The sequence below is a fragment of the Verrucomicrobiia bacterium genome, from assembly GCA_035946615.1.
Classification (GTDB): Bacteria; Verrucomicrobiota; Verrucomicrobiia; order Limisphaerales; family UBA8199; genus DASYZB01.
This window is the reverse complement of record DASYZB010000042.1, coordinates 23,761-45,005: the sequence shown is the minus strand read 5'-3', so window position 1 is coordinate 45,005 and position 21,245 is coordinate 23,761. Positions and strand designations below refer to the sequence as shown.

Annotated in this window: 18 protein-coding genes; 8 read left to right on the top strand and 10 right to left on the bottom strand. The window is 58.2% G+C overall.

All coding sequences use genetic code 11. The features are described 5' to 3' along the window. The first annotated feature begins 7 nt into the window (after positions 1–7). Entirely contained in the window at positions 8–475 is a 468-nt protein-coding gene (locus VG146_06940; GenBank protein HEV2392084.1) for a ferritin-like domain-containing protein, read from the top strand. 7 nt (positions 476–482) lie between these two features. On the opposite strand, the gene VG146_06935 is transcribed toward VG146_06940, so the two are convergent. From VG146_06935 to VG146_06925, 3 genes are all read right to left on the bottom strand, one after another. Next, positions 483–1,274 (bottom strand): TIGR00282 family metallophosphoesterase, encoded by a 792-nt coding sequence (locus tag VG146_06935; protein HEV2392083.1) that lies wholly within the window; start codon positions 1,272–1,274, stop codon positions 483–485. Positions 1,275–1,460: 186 nt separating this feature from the next. After that, positions 1,461–2,384, bottom strand: coding sequence for a prepilin-type N-terminal cleavage/methylation domain-containing protein (locus VG146_06930; GenBank protein ID HEV2392082.1), 924 nt, complete (start codon positions 2,382–2,384; stop codon positions 1,461–1,463). Between the two features lie 227 nt (positions 2,385–2,611). After that, positions 2,612–3,790, bottom strand: coding sequence for an aminopeptidase (locus tag VG146_06925; protein ID HEV2392081.1), 1,179 nt, complete (start codon positions 3,788–3,790; stop codon positions 2,612–2,614). Between the two features lie 222 nt (positions 3,791–4,012). Between VG146_06925 and VG146_06920 the strand changes: the two genes are divergently transcribed. Next, on the top strand, positions 4,013–4,732 hold the full coding sequence (locus VG146_06920) for a response regulator transcription factor (protein ID HEV2392080.1): 720 nt from the start codon (positions 4,013–4,015) through the stop codon (positions 4,730–4,732). Positions 4,733–4,748: 16 nt separating this feature from the next. Here VG146_06920 and VG146_06915 read toward each other — a convergent pair whose 3' ends face one another. The 6 genes from VG146_06915 to VG146_06890 all read right to left on the bottom strand — a co-directional run bounded on the left by VG146_06915 (position 4,749) and on the right by VG146_06890 (position 11,704). Further along, positions 4,749–5,162, bottom strand: a complete 414-nt coding sequence (locus VG146_06915) for a GNAT family N-acetyltransferase (protein ID HEV2392079.1) — start codon at positions 5,160–5,162, stop codon at positions 4,749–4,751. 199 nt (positions 5,163–5,361) lie between these two features. Further along, positions 5,362–7,896, bottom strand: a complete 2,535-nt coding sequence (locus tag VG146_06910; GenBank protein HEV2392078.1) for a sodium-translocating pyrophosphatase — start codon at positions 7,894–7,896, stop codon at positions 5,362–5,364. A gap of 245 nt (positions 7,897–8,141) precedes the next feature. Then, the gene (locus VG146_06905; protein ID HEV2392077.1) at positions 8,142–8,534 is read right to left on the bottom strand and encodes a BON domain-containing protein; all 393 of its coding nucleotides are present in this window, start codon (positions 8,532–8,534) and stop codon (positions 8,142–8,144) included. Between the two features lie 23 nt (positions 8,535–8,557). Continuing rightward, the gene (locus tag VG146_06900) at positions 8,558–9,991 is read right to left on the bottom strand and encodes a hypothetical protein (GenBank protein HEV2392076.1); all 1,434 of its coding nucleotides are present in this window, start codon (positions 9,989–9,991) and stop codon (positions 8,558–8,560) included. A 96-nt stretch (positions 9,992–10,087) separates the two neighbouring features. Next, on the bottom strand, positions 10,088–10,822 hold the full coding sequence (locus VG146_06895) for an ABC-2 family transporter protein (protein ID HEV2392075.1): 735 nt from the start codon (positions 10,820–10,822) through the stop codon (positions 10,088–10,090). A 75-nt stretch (positions 10,823–10,897) separates the two neighbouring features. Further along, positions 10,898–11,704 carry an ABC-2 family transporter protein gene (locus VG146_06890; GenBank protein HEV2392074.1) on the bottom strand — a complete coding sequence of 269 codons (807 nt, stop codon included), beginning with the start codon at positions 11,702–11,704 and terminating at the stop codon, positions 10,898–10,900. A gap of 160 nt (positions 11,705–11,864) precedes the next feature. Between VG146_06890 and glgP the strand changes: the two genes are divergently transcribed. From glgP to clpX, 3 genes are all read left to right on the top strand, one after another. Continuing rightward, on the top strand, positions 11,865–14,102 hold the full coding sequence (gene glgP, locus VG146_06885; GenBank protein HEV2392073.1) for an alpha-glucan family phosphorylase: 2,238 nt from the start codon (positions 11,865–11,867) through the stop codon (positions 14,100–14,102). Between the two features lie 78 nt (positions 14,103–14,180). Beyond that, the gene (locus VG146_06880; GenBank protein HEV2392072.1) at positions 14,181–14,822 is read left to right on the top strand and encodes an ATP-dependent Clp protease proteolytic subunit; all 642 of its coding nucleotides are present in this window, start codon (positions 14,181–14,183) and stop codon (positions 14,820–14,822) included. Between the two features lie 4 nt (positions 14,823–14,826). Next, a complete protein-coding gene (gene clpX / locus VG146_06875) occupies positions 14,827–16,116 on the top strand; it encodes an ATP-dependent Clp protease ATP-binding subunit ClpX (protein HEV2392071.1) in 1,290 nt (429 codons plus the stop codon). Between the two features lie 141 nt (positions 16,117–16,257). Here clpX and VG146_06870 read toward each other — a convergent pair whose 3' ends face one another. Further along, positions 16,258–18,561 (bottom strand): right-handed parallel beta-helix repeat-containing protein, encoded by a 2,304-nt coding sequence (locus VG146_06870; protein ID HEV2392070.1) that lies wholly within the window; start codon positions 18,559–18,561, stop codon positions 16,258–16,260. 263 nt (positions 18,562–18,824) lie between these two features. Here VG146_06870 and VG146_06865 point away from each other — a divergent pair, with 263 nt between their 5' ends. Genes VG146_06865 through VG146_06855 form a run of 3 tightly spaced genes read left to right on the top strand, consistent with a single transcriptional unit; the run spans position 18,825 to position 21,226 of the window. Beyond that, a complete protein-coding gene (locus tag VG146_06865; protein HEV2392069.1) occupies positions 18,825–18,977 on the top strand; it encodes a DUF5989 family protein in 153 nt (50 codons plus the stop codon). Between the two features lie 3 nt (positions 18,978–18,980). Next, complete coding sequence (locus tag VG146_06860) at positions 18,981–20,828, top strand: carbamoyltransferase (GenBank protein ID HEV2392068.1); 1,848 nt, start codon at positions 18,981–18,983, stop codon at positions 20,826–20,828. Continuing rightward, positions 20,825–21,226, top strand: a complete 402-nt coding sequence (locus tag VG146_06855) for a hypothetical protein (protein HEV2392067.1) — start codon at positions 20,825–20,827, stop codon at positions 21,224–21,226. Before VG146_06860 ends, VG146_06855 begins: the two co-directional genes overlap by 4 nt. Positions 21,227–21,245: the final 19 nt, after the last annotated feature.

The window sequence follows — 21,245 nt, the reverse complement described above, 5'->3', positions numbered from 1 at the left end:
ATCGATTATGAACACCACAGTGTTGACCGAGCACGAAAAGATTAGCCGCGAGGAAATGGTCCAACTTCTCAACCAGGACCTGGCCCGCGAGTACCAGGCCATTATTGCTTACACCGTTTATAGCCAGACCCTCAAAGGCGCTCCCTTCACTGACATCGCGCAGGAGCTCGAAATCCACGCCGCCGAAGAGCTGGCCCATGCCTTGAAAATCGCGCGCCAGATCGATTATTTCGGCGGCATGCCCGAAGTGACGCCCAAGCCCGTCAAGACCTCCGCCGACGCCCGCCAAATGCTCCAGTTCGATCTCGAGAACGAAAAAGTCACACTCCAAAACTACCGCGAGCGCATTCGCCAGGCCGATGCGATGGGGGAATTCGCCCTCAGCGAAGTCCTGCGCGGCATCATTGTCCAGGAACAGGAACACCTGCTCGACCTGTCTGACGCCCTCGGCATCGAAGCGCCAGAGGTGGATTGACCGCCCCTCATTCGCCAGGCGGGCACAACTCAGACACCCGTTGGATGCTCAGCGCACGCCCGGTTTGGTTGTCAATCTCCAGCAACGCCCCTTGAAGCAGCGTGCGGCCTTTAGCCACGTCGAATTTCTGGGGCATGTTCGTTAGAAACCGGCGGATGATGGGCTCGGTCTGCCGCCCAATCACGCTCTCATGCGGCCCGGTAAATCCGGCATCGCACAGAAAGGCCGTGCCTCCGGGCAGGACCTGCTCGTCGGCGGTTTGAACGTGGGTGTGTGTCCCGATTACGGCGCTCACCCTCCCGTCGAGCATTCGCGCCAGCGCCACCTTTTCTGAAGTCGCCTCCGCATGAAAATCGATGAAGATAATCCTGGCAATCTGTTGCAGGCGCTCAACCTCAGCCTGCGCACAATGAAACGGATTCTCCAGGGGCGGCATAAAGGTGCGCCCTTGGAGGTTAACCACCGCGACAGTCGGCAGGCCGTCCGCCTGAAACAAAGCCGTCCCCTGCCCTGGTGTCCCAGCCGGGTAATTCAAGGGCCGCACAAAGCGCTGCTCGCCTTCCAGCAATTGCATGACCTCCTTTTGATCCCATAAATGATCGCCGCTCGTAATAATATCGACTCCGCCGGCGAAGAGTTCATCGGCGGTCTTGCGCGTTATGCCTGAGCCGCCGGCCGAATTCTCTCCATTGGCCACTACAAGGTCTAGCCGGTGTTCCCCACGCAGCCTGGGCACTAGCTCTCTCACTGCCCGCCGCCCCGGCTGGCCCACAACGTCCCCGACAAAAAGCAACCGCATAAAAACCAGTATGCCGTCTGAGCCGCAAAACGCAATCGACACGAAAACCCAGCTTTGTGGGGTTTATGGAGTGCGGCGGCAAGCGAAGCGCGACGCCGCTTTGGATTGTTCGCAAGGCTGCCGCGTTATCCAAAAGCCCCGTCGCCGCTGCGCTCTGCCGGCGCGCTCCACAGGAGTTTGGAACTCCTAATCCCCCAGCGTCATTGTCCACATCCCCCTGGGGGCATTCGTCGTACCTGTCCCTATGGTTTGGGTCACCTTGAGAATCTCGACATGGTTATCGTGGAAGAGGTAATTGAACCGGTCAGCATGCAATCCATAAGAAACCGAGCCGTAATTGAACTGGGAAGAACCAATTTGGAAACAGTCCGGCGTCAGCCCCGGAAAGTTTGCGCTCGAATAGACCGGTCCTGCACAAAAGGAGGGCCAATCGTTTCCGGCCATGTTCTCGCCATTGGGCACCTCCGCTAAAAGTATAGTGCCGGAATTGTCCTGCACAGAGGTAACCTTATAACCCGGGGGATCCCAAGGCGGCACCGACCCGTCATTATGCTTAATGTAGAGACCCACGCCAAATTTTGCCGGCGGCATCGGCGCTTTGGCATCCAGGTCCCAAATCCCCGCAAAATTCATCGAGTACGAGCGCCGCGAGACAAAAGGTCCCCAGTAAATCGACGCTTGAATACGGTCGGCCGGGCATTTCAAGATGCGCGGCACCTGGTTGGAAGCGGTAATCCCCAGCTCTAAATCATAGTCCGAATCATGACCGCCAATGTAGCGGTGGATGTAATCGTCCCATGAGAGCTGGTACTGGTAATCCCCTGTCCGGTACACTGCCGGCACCGCAGACTCGTTATGGTCCGTGTTAAAGAGGTTTATCCCGATGCCAAGCTGCCGCAATTGGCCGGCGCACTGGATGCGTTGAGCTCTGGCTTTGGCCTTCGAAAGGGCCGGCAGCAGCATCGCAGCAAGGATGGCAATAATGGCGATGACCACCAGCAACTCGATCAGCGTAAAGCCGCCGGGCGCCGCATCTCCCTGAGGCGGCCGATTCGAACAGGAGCTGCCGGCCAATCGAACATCCAAACCGGTGCGATCACCCGAACACATGACGTTTCAGTAATCATACTAATCGCCATGAGTGAGGCGGCATGTCATCAAAATAGGGGACAACCGCTCCCCTCGGAGTGCGCCAGTCCCTGAGTGTAGGAGACGACGTAATGGGTCTCCGATCAGCAACTTCCGGGTGAACCAAAGGCAGCGATCTGACAATCTTAATCAGAGACTTCTTACATCGTCTCCTACAAAGGTTTGGAACTGACCTGGAACTGACCTCGTCATTGCCCTGCTAAAGGAGCTTTGGCCTCGGCGAACGCGTTGGCTGTTCTTGCCAGCGCTCGAAGGCTTTGGTCGCGCTCCTTTTTGGGGCTCTTGGCCAGATGCTCGACGGCCTTGTAGAATGTCTGCATGTCCCCGCCCTTTTCTCTCAGGAGTTGCTCGAAGGCAGGCACCAAGTCGTAATAAGCCGCAACCGAATTGAGATGCGAGTTGTTAATGGGATGCGCAAACCAGCCGTCGTATTCGTTGTTGCCGCCCCATTGCGCCTTGAGGCGGGCATACCGCTGTTTCATCTCATCGAGCACTTGTTGTTTTTGCCGCCGCAACTCGGCCGCTGGCACACTGCGCCTCTTGTTTGTCGAGATCACCTTTTCCCCCTCCAGTCGCTCATCCCCATAGACCTCCTCAAGCCTCGAGCGCGTGCTCAGAGCGAGGCGCACAAAATCCTGATTGCGCTTGAGGTGTCCCAAGTACTCATCGAGGGCCTTGGAATCCCCCTTTTGCTTGAGCCAGCGCCGGGCCCCTTCCTCCCCGACGCTGGTGGCAAATGCCTCGTTGAAATCGGTGTCGCCTCGCGCGAAAACCCGCTGGTGCGCCAGTTCATGGAAAATAATCTCGGCAAAATCAGCGTCCGGCTCAAAAATAAAAGTGTTGAGCACAGGGTCCTTGAACCAGCCGAGTGTCGAGTACGCTTCGACCCCTCCAACGGACACATCGTAGCCCTCCTGCCGCAAAGAACGCGCATAATTTGTCGCCGCCGCCACGGAAAAGTAACCGCGATACTCGAGGCTGCCCAGCAGCGGGTACCACCAGGTTTTGGGTTGCATCGAGAATTCCGGCGCAGCCTCGACATTCCAAACCACAAAACGGCGATGCAAATCGGCGTACTTGGCGTAATGGTTATCGACGGGCAGCTTCAACTCCGTGCGGGCAAACTCACGCAACTGACTGAGCAATTCGAACCGGGCCTTGAGCCGCTCGGGGGTTTGGGCCGATGCCTCGAGTTGGGTGATCGGCTGCTCGCTGGCAAAGATTTGATATTGGCCCCTAATGGCTTGGCCATAAAAACCCAATGTGTGGCAGCCGGACACCGCCATGAGCGCCATCAATAGACCTGCCCCAACCAGCCACTTCCGCACCCGGTGGGGTTTCTTCGCACTGCTCAAACTCTCATTCATCCTAATTGCGCCTGCTGCCATGAAGCATTCCAGGGCTCGGGCAACCGCAGCCCAATCCGGCCCTCCGTGGCAAGCGAACCTTCATTAGAACAAAAAAGCCTGTTTTTGCTCAATCCCTATCAAAATCGCTTGCCCACAATAGTTATTCACCGGCTGTGAATAACTCTTGCTCGACTTCCGCCTCGGCAACTCAAACAGTGCAGCCAAGCTGGGTCGGTTGTCATGCGAAAAGCTAAAAACATTAAAGTCCTGATTGCCGAGGACCACGATGTGGTGCGCCAGGGGTTAAGAATCCTGATTAGCGCTGACCCGGCTATCGAGGTCGCCGGTGAGGTCAATAACGGCCACGCCGCGGTTCGTCTGGCAAGGAAACTCCAGCCCGATATCGTCCTCATGGACCTGGCCATGCCCAAGGGCAACGGGCTCGACGCTGCGCGGGACATTTGCCGCCTGGCGCCTCAGAGCAAGGTCCTGGTCTTATCCGCTTACCAGGATGAAGACACCGTCCAGCAGGTCATTGAGGCGGGCGTAGCAGGCTATATGACCAAACATTCGGCGGCCGACGAATTGCTGGCAGCCATTCACCAGGTCGAGCAGGGCAAGTTTTATTGCAGCCCGCAGATTGAGGGCAAGCTCAGAGCCCGGCAGCGCCACTCGTTCCAAACTGGCCGCTTTTCCGCTGGTCCTGGCCACCTGACTCGGCGTGAGCAGGAGGTGTTGTCTTTAATCGCCCAGGGGCAACCCAATAAGGAAATCGCCTGTACCCTTGGGTTGAGCATCAAAACGATTGAAAAGCATCGCCAGGCGGTCATGGACAAACTGAACATCCACGATGTTGCCGGGTTGACCCGCTACGCAATGGGCAAGGGTTTGACGGTCCCCGGCGCCCAGCAATTGATGCCAGTGGCCACCACTTCGTCCCCAGTCCAGGCCCCGAAGTAGGGGATGCCCCATTCTCCTATTTCAGGTCGTTCCTGGCTTCCAAGACCCAGGCGGAGCCGTGACCATTGAAGCCAATTCTTGGATAGTATCCCTCCGCTTTCGGCGCTGCCAACAGAATTATCTTCGCTTTGTCGCTCAAGCGAGATTTTGTCAAAGCGATGAGCTGCCGCCCGATCCCGCGCCTTTGATAAGCCTCGTCCACCGCCAAATCGGAAAGATAACAGCAGTATTCGAAATCGGTTAGCGAGCGGGCGACGCCCACAAGTTTCTCGCCCTCCCAGGCGGAGCACAGCAGGTTGGCGTGGCGCAGCATCGCGGCAATGGCATTGGCATCCCCGACCGGGCGACGCTCGGCCAACCGCGAGCGGGTCAGCAAATCCACAAATTCAGGCTCGGTTATTTTACGTGAGGCGCTGTAATGGATCGTCATAACGCACTGAGAAAGGCTTGTCATTACCCACATCTTCGCACCAAAGGATTCAACAAACCTTGATTCTAAACGTTCAATTTGGTGCCGATCGGTTGCTGCGTGGCCGCCCCAGAGCCGACGACGCCAAAGGCGTCACTCATACCAGCCCACGGCAGCGCTGTCGTATCGCTCCCCGTTCCGACTGCATCGTTAGGGCTGTTCAGCGCTTGCTATTCACCAGTTGCGCACCTTTGGGGACCGTCGCGCGAGCTGGGGTCGTTGGTTCGGATTGCTCAGCCTCTTCAGGAATCCGCATGCCGAAGAAGGAGCGGTAAATGAAAAACAACGCGACCACAAACAGCACCACTCCAATGCCCAGCTTGAGTCTTGGATTCGATTTTTGCAGCGAAACGGCAATCTCTGTCGCCAGCAGACCAAACAAAGTGGTGAATTTGATGATGGGATTCATTGCCACCGAACTGGTGTCTTTAAATGGATCGCCCACCGTGTCCCCCACCACAGTGGCCGCATGCAGTTCGGTCCCTTTCTGGCGCAAGTCCACTTCCACAATTTTCTTGGCGTTATCCCAGGCGCCTCCGGCATTGGCCATAAAGATGGCCTGAAACAACCCGAAAAAGGCGATGCTAATCAGATATGCGATGAAGAAATAGGAGTTGAAGAACGCCAGGGCCAATGACATGCAGAAGATTGCCACAAAGATGTTTATCATCCCCTTCTGCGCATAAATGGTGCAGATTTTCACCACCTCTTTGCTGTCCTCAATCGAAGCCACTTTGGCGCTGAGGTCCATGTTCTCCTTGATATAAACCACCGCCCGATACGCCCCAGTCACGACGGCTTGCGTTGAAGCGCCTGTGAACCAGTAAATCACTGCCCCGCCCATAAGGAACCCGAGCACAATTTCGGGCTGGACCAGGCTCAGCAGGTTGACGATCTGGCCTTGGGCAATCGTGTTGTTGAGCATCAGGATAATACCGAAAATCATCGTCGTCGCCCCAACTACGGCCGTCCCGATCAGCACCGGTTTGGCTGTCGCCTTGAATGTATTGCCTGCGCCGTCGTTTTTCTCGAGATTATGCTTTGCCTTTTCAAATTCAGGTTTGAACCCGAATTTGCTCTCGATTTCGGCCGCTATATTCGGCACCGATTCGATCTGGCTCAATTCATAGACCGATTGCGCGTTGTCCGAAACGGGGCCAAAACTATCGACAGCGATGGTAACCGGGCCCATGCCCAGGAACCCGAACGCCACCAGGCCGAAGGCGAAGATCGGCGCCGCAAACGGAATGGCGGCCGGAATAATGCTCTGGAGCGCCGCGTGATGTGAGAGCATCGCCGCCACCAGCATCAGCACCAGCATCAGCAATCCCTCCCAGAATGCCGAGAAATTGCCACAGACAAACCCCGACAGAATATTGAGCGAGGCACCGCCTTGCCGGGAAGCCGTGACGATCTCCCGGACGTGCCGCGCGCTGGTGCTGGTAAAAAACTTCGTAAATTCAGGAATCAACGCGCCGGCCGCCGTCCCGCACGAAATAATAATCGAAAGCACCCACCAAAGGTTTGGTTGCGCTATGCCCAAGGGGTCTTTGATATCCCCCAGCATGAGTTTGCTGACGATAAACGTGAAGATGATCGAGATAAAAGAGGTAATCCAAACCAGCCAGGTTAACGGCAGTTCCGGGTGAAAATCATCTACGTGCCCGTATTTTGCGGCAAAAACCTTGCTATTGAAGAAGTAGGCCACCATCGAGGTCACGATCATGATGATTCGCATCACGAATATCCAGGTGATGAGTTGGGCGCACAAAGCGCCGGTCGGTCCGGTCGCCCCGAGCGATAGCGCCAGGAACGAAATCAGCGCCACCCCGGTCACACCGTAGGTCTCGAAACCGTCGGCTGTCGGGCCGACGGAATCACCCGCGTTGTCCCCGGTGCAGTCAGCGACCACACCCGGGTTTTTCGGGTCGTCTTCCGGCAACTTAAAAACGATCTTCATCAGGTCAGACCCGATGTCAGCGATCTTGGTAAAAATGCCGCCGCAAATGCGCAGAACCGAAGCGCCCAGCGATTCACCGATGGCAAACCCGATGAAACAGGGGCCTTTCAGGTCGATTGGGAGAAAGATCAGGATGCAAATCATGAAGAACAACTCGACCGTCACCAGCAACAGACCCACACTCATCCCGGAGCGCATGGGGATGGCCAATGGCGGCCACGGCAGACCTCGCAGCGCAGCGAAAGCGGAGCGGGAATTGGCTTGGGTGTTGATTCTCATCCCGAACCAAGCCACGCCATAGGACCCCATAATTCCCAGCACAGACGCGCAAAGGATAATGAAGACCTTGCCAAAATCCATCCCTACCAGCCACTTAAAGTAGTAGAGAATGCAAGCCCCAATCAATAGCCACAAATAAAACAGAAACTTGCCTTGCTGCGTCAGGTAGCTCTTGCAGGTTTCCCAAATTATATTCGACACGTTGCGCATCGAATCATGCACCGGGAGGTCTCTGGTTTGGATATATTGCACCAGCCCGAAGACGCCTCCGATGGCACACACCAGGATGCCAATCAGCATCAGTTGGGTGCCCGTCAGGCCGCCTAGTGCCGGAAACCGATTTGCACCGCCTAAATCGGGCAAATTCAGTTCCGCTTCGCTGCCAAACGCGGTGGAGACAATGCCAAGCAGGGCGAATACTAACCCTCCTCTAATCCAATTTTTATTATTCATCATAACTTTCAGGGGCGAAACTATCGCAGAAGTGACCGGGAGATAGCCAACTCTTTTTTAGTAAAAAAACCCCCATCGCTTGTACCATTTTTGTCCTGCTTAAGCCAAAGAGTGTGCATCCCGCTCGCTCCCTTTTGGCCATAAGACTAATCGCAGGAATTATTTTGATCAACGGCTAAAAAGCCGGGGGGTTGAAATCGAATTGGCTCGGGGCGGAGCCCCCCACAATTCGTTCCTCACTTGGTTGTCTATTGTCGCACAACCAATTGGTCCACAACCCGATCCACCCCCGGCAATTTGTCGATTCGTTGCAGAATGGCTTGCCGCTCCAGCTCGCTCGGCACCGTGCCGCGCAATGTAACCACGCCCTTTTTGACTTTCACCTTGACGCTGGTGTCCGCGAGAGCCGGGTCCTGCTGAATGCTGTGCCGGATGGCGGTGGCGGTGGCAATGTCGGTTGCAGCTACCGCTGGCGGCGCCGCGCCCGTTGGAGCGCCCGGGGAGACGGCCATTGGCAAATCCGGTCCCGGCGGCCCGTTGGCAACCGGGCTATCGACTTCGGGCGTTACAGAATGGCAGGCGCACAGCAGACCTGCAGCCAGCAGGCCCGAGAGCCGCGCCGCGCTTTTGTTACAGTTCATGGTGTTTTGTTTCACTAGATCGCCTATGCCCTTGCTCCTGCTGTCGCGAAATGCGCCTTGCGTGGATCGGTTGCGGCAATAACGACACTGACGGATTTTTGGTTGAACCCCTTGTAACCGCCATGGCGTTGAAGATTTTCCAGGTGGCTGCCCAAAGCCCCCTCGTGCATGACTCGATCGAAATGCTCGCGCGAGATCAATCCCCCAGAGAGCAACCGCGCGGCCCGCGCGCGCCGAACGGGCCATCGTTCGCCTTGGGTGAAGGCCTGGCGCAAAAAGGAAAAATCCGAAAACGGTTTCATCAGATTGACGCCCTCATCCTGCAACTGAGCTCGAAGCCTATCAAACTCGAATCGTGCTTCGAGATGATGCATCCCCGCTTCCAGGAGACTTTCTCCATGTAATCCGACCCAAAGGCCCACGGTGCCAAGGCTCGCGGCTGCGGGAAGGCGCGTGGTCGAAAAATCAATTTCCCTCTCCTCCGGCAGCAGGTCCACGTCCGCGAACACCACAATGGATGTTACCTGGTTTTCGAGGATTTGTGCACCCCATCCTGCCTCAGCCCCAGCGTAGTAGCGCTCGCGTTTGATCAGACCGAGTCTCGAAAGGAACTCAATCAAATCCAGGAAGTACTCCCTCGAGCAACGGAAGGTATGGTGATCATGATTGCCCCAGCCCAACCCAAGCTGGTCTTGCTTGTGCTTTTGGATGCGCGCAGCCCGGTTGCGGCTCTCCCAGTAAGCCCGTTCGTTCTCAAAAAAGAGCCGGCAGGCCACGTCTCGAGGGATAAGGGTCAGCACCTGGTTCAGGACCTTGCCGGCGCGCTCGAATCCCTCCGCCTCGTTTTCAAACCGCCGTTGGCGCGTCTGCCACAACTCGCGGGCCTTGATAATCGCGCGCAATTCGTCCCGCCCAAGCGGCGCGGGAATGAACCCGCGGTAACCCCTCCGTTCAATTGCCTCCAGTTGCGCGCCCCGTTCCTCGGCCACGACCACCCGGCGGTAGCGCGAAAAGGGTTCGCCTTCCACCGCCGAGGCAAGGTTTTGGCGCGCGACGAAATCTGCCACAAATTCTGGTCGAATGGCGATGACCGCCGCGCTTTCTGCCCGGCCAGGCCGCAGCAAAACCCGCGGCAGCGTGGCCCGGGGATGCTCATATACCGGCTCCGAATTGTGGCCGGTTAGGACTTTATCTTCCGCAAAACCTGCGGCCTGTAACTTTTCTGCATCCTCCGCGGGAAGAATAAAATGATCGATCCATTCGAAAAAATCCGTCCCCGTAAGGTCGAGCATGCTCTGGCTGAGGTGCCGTGCAAACCCGTTGCGGTCGAGGAAATTCTCGAGGCGCATCCGCAACAATTGTTCCGCGTCATCAGCCAGCGGCCAATCGAAATCCTGGCGCGCGCCGGCCTCGTTGACAGCCCCTTTCAACCGCTCGCTTTTAGCATTACCTCTCATACGCGCTTCCAAGGCACAGTAGCCCACCCAGGCTAACCCGCAACTTCGGCAGGCCAGCCTCTTGGAACTCGGCCCTCCGAGTCACCAGATGCGGTCTTACGAACTTGCGCTGGTGTAGCGCCGCACCGACGCCCGCCAGCCCCATTCCGATACCGCAAAGCACGCCAGGCTCATGCCCAGTAACAGCAGCAATGGGAACGGACTGGACAATTTGTTGACTAGCACCCGGACCGGGACGTTGGAGACCAGCAGCATTGGGATTGCAAAGGTGAAGATCGCCTTAAACAAACCATGAAAGGCCTCGTCCGGCATGCGCGCTATCTGGAACAGATTATAGTAGCCCCAGACAATGCCCTGGGCGCGCACGGTCCAGAAACTGATGCTGGCCAGCAGAAACATCAGCGAGTAATGGATCAGGATGCCCGCCACGCAGAGGGTCAGGAATCCCAGCACCTGAAGAGGGGCTGGCGCCAGGTGCATCTGGTGCGCTGCAAAAACCATCACCCCCAACGCCGAGGCAGCGTTGACGAAGGCCCCCAAATCCACCTGGCGCAGCGAAATCACAAACCGCGTGTTCACCGGCAGCAGCAGCAGAAAATCGAGTTTGCCGGTACGGATCAACTCGGAAAGATTCGTGCAATTAATCAGGAAAAAGGCCTGGAATATCTGTTGGATAAAATGGCTCGCGCCAATCAGCATCACTACTTGCCACTCGGTCCATGTGCCGATGCGGTTGGTGTGCAGATACACCACCCCGATGAAACACAGTTGCAATCCGAACCAAAGCAGTTCGACAATAATCCACAGCAGGAAGTTAGCTTTAAAAGTCATCTCCCGCGTCACGGAATTCCTCCACAACGCCGCATAAATCCCCAAGTAACGCTTAAGACTCATGTGCAAAGCCAGTCACCCTCCCACCGCCGAGTACTTGCGGATGCCGCGCTGCCACATCAGCCGCGCCGAGCCATACGCGACCACCACCCAAAAGACCTGCGCCACCAGGCCCCGCAGCAACTCCGGCCCGGCCGCTTTGCCCATGTAAATGCTCACCGGGAAATAAAGCTGGTATGGAAAGGGAGTGAATGAGAGCGCCTGGGCGACACCGTGCGGAAGGATATCGAGCGGAAAGAGGTGGCCGCTGGCGATATACTCGAAGGCGAACAGGATGAATATGAAGGTCGATACCTCGAGCACCCAGAACGCCAGCATTGCCATCGTATAAGACATAAAAAACTGCAATAGGGCTGTCAGGGCGGTGGAAAATACGAACAGAGCAAACGCGAGCGCGTTGGGCGGCAGGATCAAATACTGTCGCAGGCAGACCATGAAGAGAGTCAACGGCGCCACGGCGACCGCCAGGTAGGTCAACCGGCCCGAAAAAAACAGGCAGAGCCGGTAAGCCAGGTAATCGATTGGCTTGAGCAGGAACTGGCTGATATTGCCGTCCTTGATATCGGCGGCGATTTGCCAGTCGTCCTCATTGACGGCGGTCAGGGCGTCCACCACCGTCGAGAACAGGTAATAAGAGATCATCTGGGCCAGGGTGTAGCTGCCGACCATCGCCCCGGGGGCTTTGCCGGCATAAATCGTGCGCCAAAGGTACAGAATGGCAATCAACGGGATCAGCCCGAAGAGGGTTCGCGCCAAAGAATTGAACCGGTACGTCAGGTTATTCTGAATCCCGACGTTCAGGACATGCCAGTACTTCCTCATGGTTCACCCTTGAACTGTGCACGCAAACTTCAAAAGCGAAAATTAAAAAGCGCGCCTTGAATTTCCTTTGAATTTCTATTTGCGAGGAAAGGATCGCCTGACTACGGTAAGCAGGCCATTGGCTCAAACCATTTCTCGGGGGAAGAGTATTTGCAATTTTATGATGAGAAAACCGCTGACGAACCAGGAACTCAACGGGCTGATTGAGGGGTTAAACAAGCTCGCGCGAAACTTATGGTGGACCTGGGACCAGGAGGCACAAGACATTTTCCAGGAGCTTTCTCCGCGCGGCTGGCAGAATCTTTATCACAACGCCGTCGCCATCCTGCGCGAAGTCTCCGAAAGCGAACTGCGCGCCCGATTGCAGGATGTCGATTTTGCCCAGCGCGTGCGCCAGGTGCTCGAATCCTTTGAAGTCTATTTGCAAGAAAAGAAGACCTGGGCCGCCCAGAACGCGCCCGCGCTTCGCTCCAATCCAGTAGCTTATTTTTCAGCCGAGTTCGGCTTTCACGAAACGCTGCCTATCGCGGCCGGAGGGTTGGGCATGCTTGCCGGCGATCACACAAAATCCGCCAGTGACCTGGGGTTGGGCTTTATCGGGATCAGCCTTTTTTATCGCGAAGGTTATTTCCAGCAGGCCATCGATTCGAATAATTGGCAGACGGAGTATTATACGCTGCTCAACCCGAAGAATCTACCGATGGAACCGGTGCTGACCCCGGCGGGCGAGCCGTTGGTGTGCAAGGTGGAAGTCGGGATGAACCAGGTTGCCTTCCAGGCCTGGCGCGTCAACGTGGGGCGGGTGACGGTTTACCTGCTGGATACTAACCGGCCCGAGAACGAACAGCGTTTCCGTGATTTAACCCAGAGAGTCTATGGCGGAGACAGCACAACCCGCATTATGCAGGAGATGCTCCTGGGCATCGGCGGCGTGCGCTTGCTGCGGGCCCTGGGTGCGCAGCCTGCGGTCTTTCACATGAATGAAGGCCATGCCGCCTTCCTCACATTCGAGTTAGTTCGTGAGAAAATGGCTTCCGGCAAAACTTTCCCCGAGGCCCTAACCCGGACCCGCTCCGAGTGCATCTTCACCACCCACACACCGGTCGAGGCCGGTCACGACCGCTTCAGCCCCGACTTGATGGATTATGCGATGCAGCGGTTCCGCGCCGCCCTGCCCGTCCCCTTCAGCGAGCTGATGAAGCTGGGCCGCGTGGACCCCAAAAACAATCAGGAACCCTTTTGCATGACGGTGCTGGCGCTGAAACTATCTCGGGCTGCCAATGCAGTCAGCGAACTGCACGGGCGAGTAAGCCGGCACATGTGGCATTCCCTTTATCCGGATAAACCGGTCGAGCAGGTGCCCATCGGCCATATCACTAATGGCGTCCATTTGCTGGGCTGGATGAAGGGAACTGTCCGGCGGGCCTTTCGCCGCAAGCTCACCGGCAAATCGGTTAATCCTGCCCCCGCTCAATGGCTGGCTACCCCTTCCGACTGGGAACGGCGCGTTGAGAATCCCCAAATTTGGGCTCTCATGGCCGACTCCGATTTTGTCTCCGATGAAGAAATCTGGGCCATGCGCTATAAGCTGCGCCGCGAACTCATCGAGTTCGCTCGCCGCCGCCTGCTCATTCAGCGCCAGCGCCTGACTCAAGGGGACTTTATCGCGTTCGACCAATTGCTCAATCCCGACGCGCTGACCATCGGCTTTGCCCGCCGCTTCGCCACCTATAAGCGCGCTCCGCTCATTTTCCAGCAGTTCGAGAACATCGTGAAGCTCACGCGCGACAAATCCCGGCCTATTCAGTTTATTTTCGCCGGCAAAGCCCACCCGCGCGACGATGACGGCAAGCGCTACATTCAACACATTATCCACCTGAGCAAATACAGCGACCTGCAGGGCAACCTCATCTTTATCGAGAATTACGATATGCATGTCGCCCGCCAAATGGTGTCGGGCTGCGACGTCTGGCTCAACAATCCGCGCCGCCCTCTCGAGGCCTCCGGCACCAGCGGTATGAAGGCCGGCTGCCATGGCTGCCTCAACCTGAGCATCATGGATGGCTGGTGGCGCGAAGGCTATGACGGCACAAACGGCTTTGCCATCGGTGAGGATTCTCATGCCGATTCCGTTGAGGAACAGGACCGCAGCGACAGCGCGAACCTTTACAAAGTGCTCACCCAGCAGGTTCTGCCGCTTTTTTATGACCGGGACGGCTTGGGCATCCCGCGCAAGTGGATTCAACGCATCCGCCGCGCGATGGTCACCTTGGTGCCTCAATTCACCACGGATCGCATGGTGCGCGAGTACACCCAAAAATACTATCTTCCCAAACCGCTTGAGGCGGTTGCGGAGAAGCCCGCGCCAACCCCCGCCAGGGTCAAAGCCTCAGTCTGAATCTTTGGACGCCGGGCCAACGCTCTTGACCTGCCTTACCGGCTCCGGTAGGTTGCGACCTTAGAGAATAGGTTTTTTATGGAAAATTTTTTAGTGCCGATGGTGGTCGAACAAACCGGGCGTGGTGAGCGCGGATACGACATTTATTCACGGTTGCTGGTGGACCGGATTGTGTTTCTTGGAACCCCTGTGGACGACATGGTGGCCAACTTGATTATCGCGCAACTGCTCTTTCTGCAGATGGCCGACCCCAAAAAGGACATCCACCTCTACATTAATTCCCCGGGTGGCAGTGTCACCGCCGGCCTTGCGATTTATGATACGATGCAGTTCCTGACGTGCGACGTGAATACTTATTGCATCGGCCAGGCCGCCAGCATGGGGGCCGTGCTGCTGTGCGGCGGGACCAAGGGCAAACGCTATGCCTTGCCCAATTCCAATATCATGATTCACCAAATCCTGGGCGGCGCCGAGGGGCCGGCCAGCGACGTCGAGATTCGCGTGCGCTACATGCTGCGTCTCAAACAGCGGCTCAACAGCATCATCGCCAAGCATAGCAACCGCTCGATCGAGCAGGTCGAAAAGGACACCGACCGCGATAATTTCATGACCTCAGAGGAGGCCAAAGCTTACGGGCTGGTGGATGAAGTCGTACAGTCTCGCAAGGAAATCCCCGGTCTAGTGGAACGCGCCACCAGCCTGGCTGATAAGAAGGAATAGCTCGATGGCCCGCCCCACCAATATAACCCTGTGCAGTTTTTGCGGTAAATCCCACGCCGAGGTCAAGAAGCTCATCGCCGGGCCCGGGGTCTTCATCTGCGATAATTGCGTCATTTTGTGCAAACAGGTCCTGGACAAGGAATTTGCCACCCAGGCCCGCAAGCAAAAGCCCAAGATCAGCGTTCCGAAACCGGCTGAAATCAAGCACCAGCTCGATCTCCATTGCGTGGGCCAGGACCACGCCAAAAAGACGCTCGCCGTGGCGGTCCATAACCATTACAAGCGCATCCTGCAGGACCCTCCTGTCCCTGCCGACGAAGAAGCGCCCTCGGCGGCGGACCGCCATGCCGGGGTCGAAATCGAGAAGAGTAATATCCTCATGATCGGTCCAACCGGCTCGGGCAAGACTTTGCTCGCCCGCACCCTGGCCCAGATTCTCGATGTGCCCTTTGCCATCGCCGATGCCACTACCCTGACCGAAGCCGGTTACGTGGGTGAAGATGTCGAGAATATTGTCCTGCGGCTGCTGCAGAATGCCGATTACGACGTGAAACGCGCCCAGCGCGGCATCGTGTATATCGATGAGATCGACAAGATCGCGCGCAAAACCGAGAACGTGTCGATCACCCGGGATGTCTCGGGTGAAGGCGTGCAGCAAGCGCTGTTAAAAATTCTCGAAGGCACCGTTTGCAATGTCCCGCCCCAAGGCGGGCGTAAACACCCGCAGCAGGAATATATCCGGGTCGATACAACGGACATCCTGTTCATTTGTGGCGGGGCGTTTGTCGGGCTGGAGCGCCTGATCCAGCGGCGGCTCGGGAAGCATGTCATGGGGTTTCGGGGCGCCGAAGAGGGGCTGAGAGCGGCCACCATCGACCGCCATCAAATCCTTCAATACGTCGAACCGGAGGACTTGCTCAGCTTCGGCTTTATCCCGGAGTTCATTGGCCGCCTGCCGATGGTCACCATCCTCGCTGAACTGACCGAGCCGCAGTTAGTCTCCATCTTGACCGAAACCCGCAACGCCCTCACCAAGCAATACGCCAAGCTCATGGCGATGGAAGGCGTGGACCTCCAATTCTCCGAGGACGCCCTGAAGGAATTGGCCGCGCAGGCGCTCAAAAAGGGGACCGGCGCCCGGGCATTGCGCAGTCTTCTGGAAAAACTCATGCTCGATGTGATGTACGAAGTGCCCAGCAGCGAAGACATCCTCCACGTCAACATCACTCAACAGGTCGTCACCGGTCAGTCCAAACCCCTCATCCGCCGCAAACCGGGCCGCGCGGCTGCCTGAGGCGAAAGACAGGTAGCGGCGACTGCCAGTCGGCTGGTACAGCAACAAAATGCGCGGCTTCCGCCTGACCTTTTTTCTCTGGCTGTTCCGAAAATAGGCTCCTGGTGGTGCGCCGCGGTCGCGGGGAAGCATCCCCGGCGGCTACTGCCCGCCGCCAGTTCGAGCCAGCGAAAACTCCAGGACGGCATAACCGTCTATCTGGAAGTGCTCGACAGTGATTTCCACGGTCTTGTCCGAGGGCAGCACCAGTTTGGCGGTATCGCGCGTGGGTCCGTGCCAGGCCCAGTTTTCGAGCATAGGCTTGCCATCCACGCTCACCCGCACCCCGTCATCGCTCAGGGTGTTCAGCTCCCAAGTGCCCTGGGCCAAAGGCAGGCGTGTGCGGGCGATCATGCCGAAATGATCGTGCCCCAGGTGGGCGGCGGTGACCTGGTCCGAGAGGTGGAGTTCGCTGGGGCCGCGCATGCCATAGCGCAACGAAAGCTCGTCGAGTTGCGCGGTGACAGCGGTGGGACCCTCGGAGAGCTTACGGTAGCGCTCCAGGTTCTTGCGCGGGTCAAGGCCGGCGGGCCATTTGAAGAAGGTAGCCTGCCAGATAGTGGCCAAGAGCGTCCCCTTCAGTTCCGCCAGCGGCTTTCCCGCAGCCCGCACGCGGAGCACGTACGGGTGCACACCCGGGGCCACCGAGTTGAGGGTAATCCGCGATTCCTCCCCCTGCCCGGGCACAGCGGTCAGGACGCCGCGCACTTGATCCCCGGAGGTCTCAATTTCTACGTCACCGGTGGGTTCTTTTAGCACCTCAAAGCGCGCCGTTCCCCCGGCGGAGCCGACCCGCCGCACCAGCGGCGCTAAGTGATCCCAGGGCCCCCACTCGGTCATAATGATGTTCTGCCGGCCGCGCAGGTCCGACCGCGCGCCCACCGGATGCTTGCGCCCGAAAACTTCGTGCGCCGGCACCCGTAAGGGAGCGATTTTCCGCCGGGGCTCGCGGCGGACCTGGTAAGCTGGGTCGGCCAGCAACTCCTGGCTCACGCGCCAGAATCGGTTTGGTCCCAGCACCACCTGGCCCGGCCCGCGAAACTGGAAAGCCGGGCTGTCGCCGTCGAAAGTGTTGCCCGCAATGACGGAGCCCGTCGAGGCGTAGCCGTTGACTTGGGCCCAGTTTCTCTTCTCAAACTCCGGGTTGGCGCCGCCCCAGAGGTGAACGCCACACTTATTCGTCACGAACAGGTTGTGGAGGATAAGATTGTCGCCGCCGTGATCAATGTTCACCCCGCCCCGTTCCAGCCCATAGCCCATTTCGCCGTTGTCTTCGAAGTCGTTGCCGGCAATCAAGGTCTCGCGTGAATACCCTGCCCAGACCCCGCAGATGGCATTGCCGACGATTCGGTTGCTCAGATACTGGTTACCGAAGGAGAACGTATTCTCGATCCCGTGCGCGGCGGCATACGAAAAATCGTTGCCGACGAGCAGGTTATCGTTGTTGCCGCGCCGCCGATACCATCCCGCCGGGTGTGCGCCCATCTCGCCTATGGCCTCCCGGCCCGCAAAGCCGAAAAAGCCATCGCCCCCGTGCGTGACGGAATTCTCCGCGAAGGTGTTGGCGTTATTCTGCTCGAACACGAAAATCCCCGCCGAGTCCTGACCGCGGTTGTAGGCCCCGTGGCTGTAGCCACGCACACAAAAATCCAGGGCATTGCGGCTGATGACATTGCTCACGCACCGCCACAGGGCGAGTCCCCAGCCGGAGTCGAAGGAAAAGTCATTGTCATAGATGCGCGAGGCGGCAACGCGGTCCAGGCACAACCCATTCTGCCCGTGCCACACTCGCGAGTCCCTTACCGTCACGCGGGCCGAGTCCTCGATATAGATCGCCGCGCCGTAATTCTTGAGCCATTCGTGCTGGTCGTTATTCTGGCCATAAAGCCAATCGCCCTCGTCCTCGGCCACCGGCGTAGATTTGAGATACGCCCGCCGGTTGTCCGAAGCATCAATTGCCTCCAGCGTGAGGTCGTCGGCTTTGGTCGCCCACAAGCCGCACCAGAAGCCGCTGATCCGGGCGCCGCGGATGGTTACCCCCGGATGCCCTTGGAGGCGAATCCCGTAGCCTTTATACCCGTCAGGCCGCCTATCCGCCCGCGACCCGCGGAGGCTCGATCCGGCGGTGAAATCGATCTCAATATTCGCCGCGCCGATGACGAGAGCCCCCTCACCGCCCGCGTCCGGGATGACTGTGCCCGGCGGGATCATCACCCGGCAGGACTGGGTGAGCACCGTACCCGGCGCCGTTACCGTCACTACGGGCCAGTCCGCTCTCTCGACCTTCGAGCCCACCGCTTGCGGGGCCCGCCCATGGCCCGAACCGCTTTCCTGGTCGGGCGCCGCGCAGGTGGACAATCCGGCCATAGTACAGACACCGGCCAAGCTGAAGAGCAACGCGGGCATTGCCGGCCGTCGAATTGAAGCGAGAGGCCACGTCATGCGCCCAGCAGCCAAGCACGGGCAGGGCAACAAATCAAATCCGATCGCCACCGCAACCACCACCTGCGCGGCCCGAGAGAAATAGTTGCCATACTTGGCTTATTTGTTCCGCCGCGCGCTCCCCACATTTCCCCTGCATCGTTAACCAAGCCAATGAAAGCGCCCGTTGCGCCAGGTCAATTACCGGCTTGTCTGTAAGGGACGCAGTTTTTAGACTGGGGGCGTTAATGTGGCGTTTGCTGAAAGAGTTCCTTGTCTTTGCGCGGCAGGAGAAGAAATGGTGGCTGGTCCCGCTGGTGCTGGTATTGCTCGCGCTGGGCGCCATCCTGGTCCTTGCATCCAGCTCAGGTATCGCCTGGGCCCTCTACCCGTTCTTTTAAACCATGCCCGCCCCGCGGCATATTTTGGGCCTTTCCGCCTTCTACCACGATGCCGCCGCTGTGCTTCTGCGCGAGGGGCAAATCGTCGCCGCCGCCCAGGAAGAACGCTTCTCACGCATTAAGAACGATCCAGCATTCCCTTCGCGGGCCATCGCAAGCTGTCTGGGCCAGTGTGGAATCGGGCCGGGCGAGCTCGATGTGGTGGCGTTCTATGACAAACCGATCCTCAAGTTCGCGCGCCTGCTCGAGACGTACCTCGCGGTGGCGCCGGCCGGATGGCGCACATTCCCCGTCGTGCTGCCCCCGTGGCTAAGCGAAAAGTTGAATCTCAGACAAACCATCCGCGAAGAATTGCCAGGGCTGCGCTCGGATTGCCCAATCCTCTTTACCGAACATCACCAGGCCCACGCGGCGAGCGCGTTTTATCCCTCGCCCTTCAGTGAGGCGGCCATAGTGACCATTGATGGGGTCGGGGAGTGGGCGACCACAACCATTGGCCGAGGATGCGGGCATGAGGTGCATTTATTGAAGGAATTGCGCTTTCCTCACTCGTTCGGTCTCCTATATTCCGCCTTTACGGATTACTGCGGATTCCGAATCAACTCGGGCGAATACAAGTTGATGGGCCTGGCGCCTTACGGCGAGCCCAAATACGCCGAGGTCATCTACCGAGAGCTGATCGACCTTAAAGATGACGGGTCATTTTGGCTGAACTTGGATTACTTTGATTTTCTGGGGGGCACGCGAATGGCGAACGGGCGGTTCCACAAACTGTTTGACGGCCCACCGCGCAAGCCGGAAGGCGCTATCGAAACGCGCCACATGGACGTGGCACGGTCTATCCAGGCGGTGACGGAGGAGGTGATGCTGCGCCTGGCGCGCCATGCCCGCGAGGTAACCGGCCTCACCAACCTGTGCATGGCCGGGGGCGTAGCGCTGAATTGCGTGGCCAATGGGCGGATCGTGAAGGAGAAGATTTTCGAGAGGCTCTGGGTGCAACCCGCTGCTGGGGACGCCGGTGGCGCGCTGGGGGCGGCACTGGCCGCCTGGCACCTGGAGGGGACGCCACCGCCGGAGGTTGCCGCGGAGTCCAAATTGCCGGTAAAGGACCGGGATGCGATGCGCGGCGCGCTGCTGGGGCCGGAGTTTTCAGACGACCAAATCGAGGAGGCGCTGAGAATGGCCGGGGCGGTCTATGAACGCTTCGACCAGGAGGCGCTGCTCGAACGGACCGTGGCGCTACTCGATGCGGAGAAGGTCGTGGGCTGGTTCCAGGGTCGGATGGAATTTGGCCCACGGGCCCTGGGAAACCGGTCCATTCTGGGAGATGCGCGGTCGCACCGGATGCAATCAGTAATGAACCTGAAGGTGAAGTTCCGTGAATCGTTCCGTCCGTTTGCGCCGGTACTGCGGCGGGAACGACTGGCGGATTATTTCGAGCTGGATGTCGAGTCGCCTTACATGCTTTTGGTGGCGCCCATCCGGCGCGAGCTGCGTTCGGCGGTGCGGCCTGGGATTCGAGGGCTGGACTTGCTGAAGGAACGCCGCTCCACGTTGCCCGCCGTGACGCACGTGGATTACTCGGCGCGAATCCAAACTGTTGCTCGCAAAGACAACCCGCTTTTATATGAGTTGCTGCTAAAGTTCGAGCGGCTGACCGGGTGCGGTGTGCTGGTCAACACCTCGTTTAACGTGCGAGGCGAACCGATCGTCTGCACTCCCCAGGATGCCTATCGCTGCTTCGCCAGAACGGAAATGGATTACCTTGTTATGGGGAGCTTCCTCGTTCAAAAGCGCCAAAAAGAAGGCTTTGCACGACAAGAGGCCTTGAAGGGAGTCGCAGCGGCGTGAAGGCCAGGCTCAAAGAAGACCCCAAGGAATGGCGCAAGGTGACGCTGCTGACGGCGTTGGGTGTGTGTGTGCTCAGCTCGTTGTTGCGGTGGCGGCACGCCCTGACGGCTCGATCCTGGGAGGTCGTTTTGGGAGCGATGCTCCTGACAGCCCTGTGCGCCGGGCTCCGGCCCAAATGGTTTCGTGGATTCTACCGGGTCTCGACCCAGGTTGGATTCGTCCTCAGCCAGGCCATTGCCCGGGTCTTATTGGCGGTTTTGTTTCTGGCGCTCATCACGCCCCTTGCGCTCCTAAGGCGAGGTTTTGGCAAAGACCCCTTGCGGCTGAAACGAGCAACCGGCGCCAAGAGTTACTGGAGCGCTGCCAAAGAATCCAGCCCGCTGGACCGGCAGTTTTGAGGATGCCTTCGCGCAACGA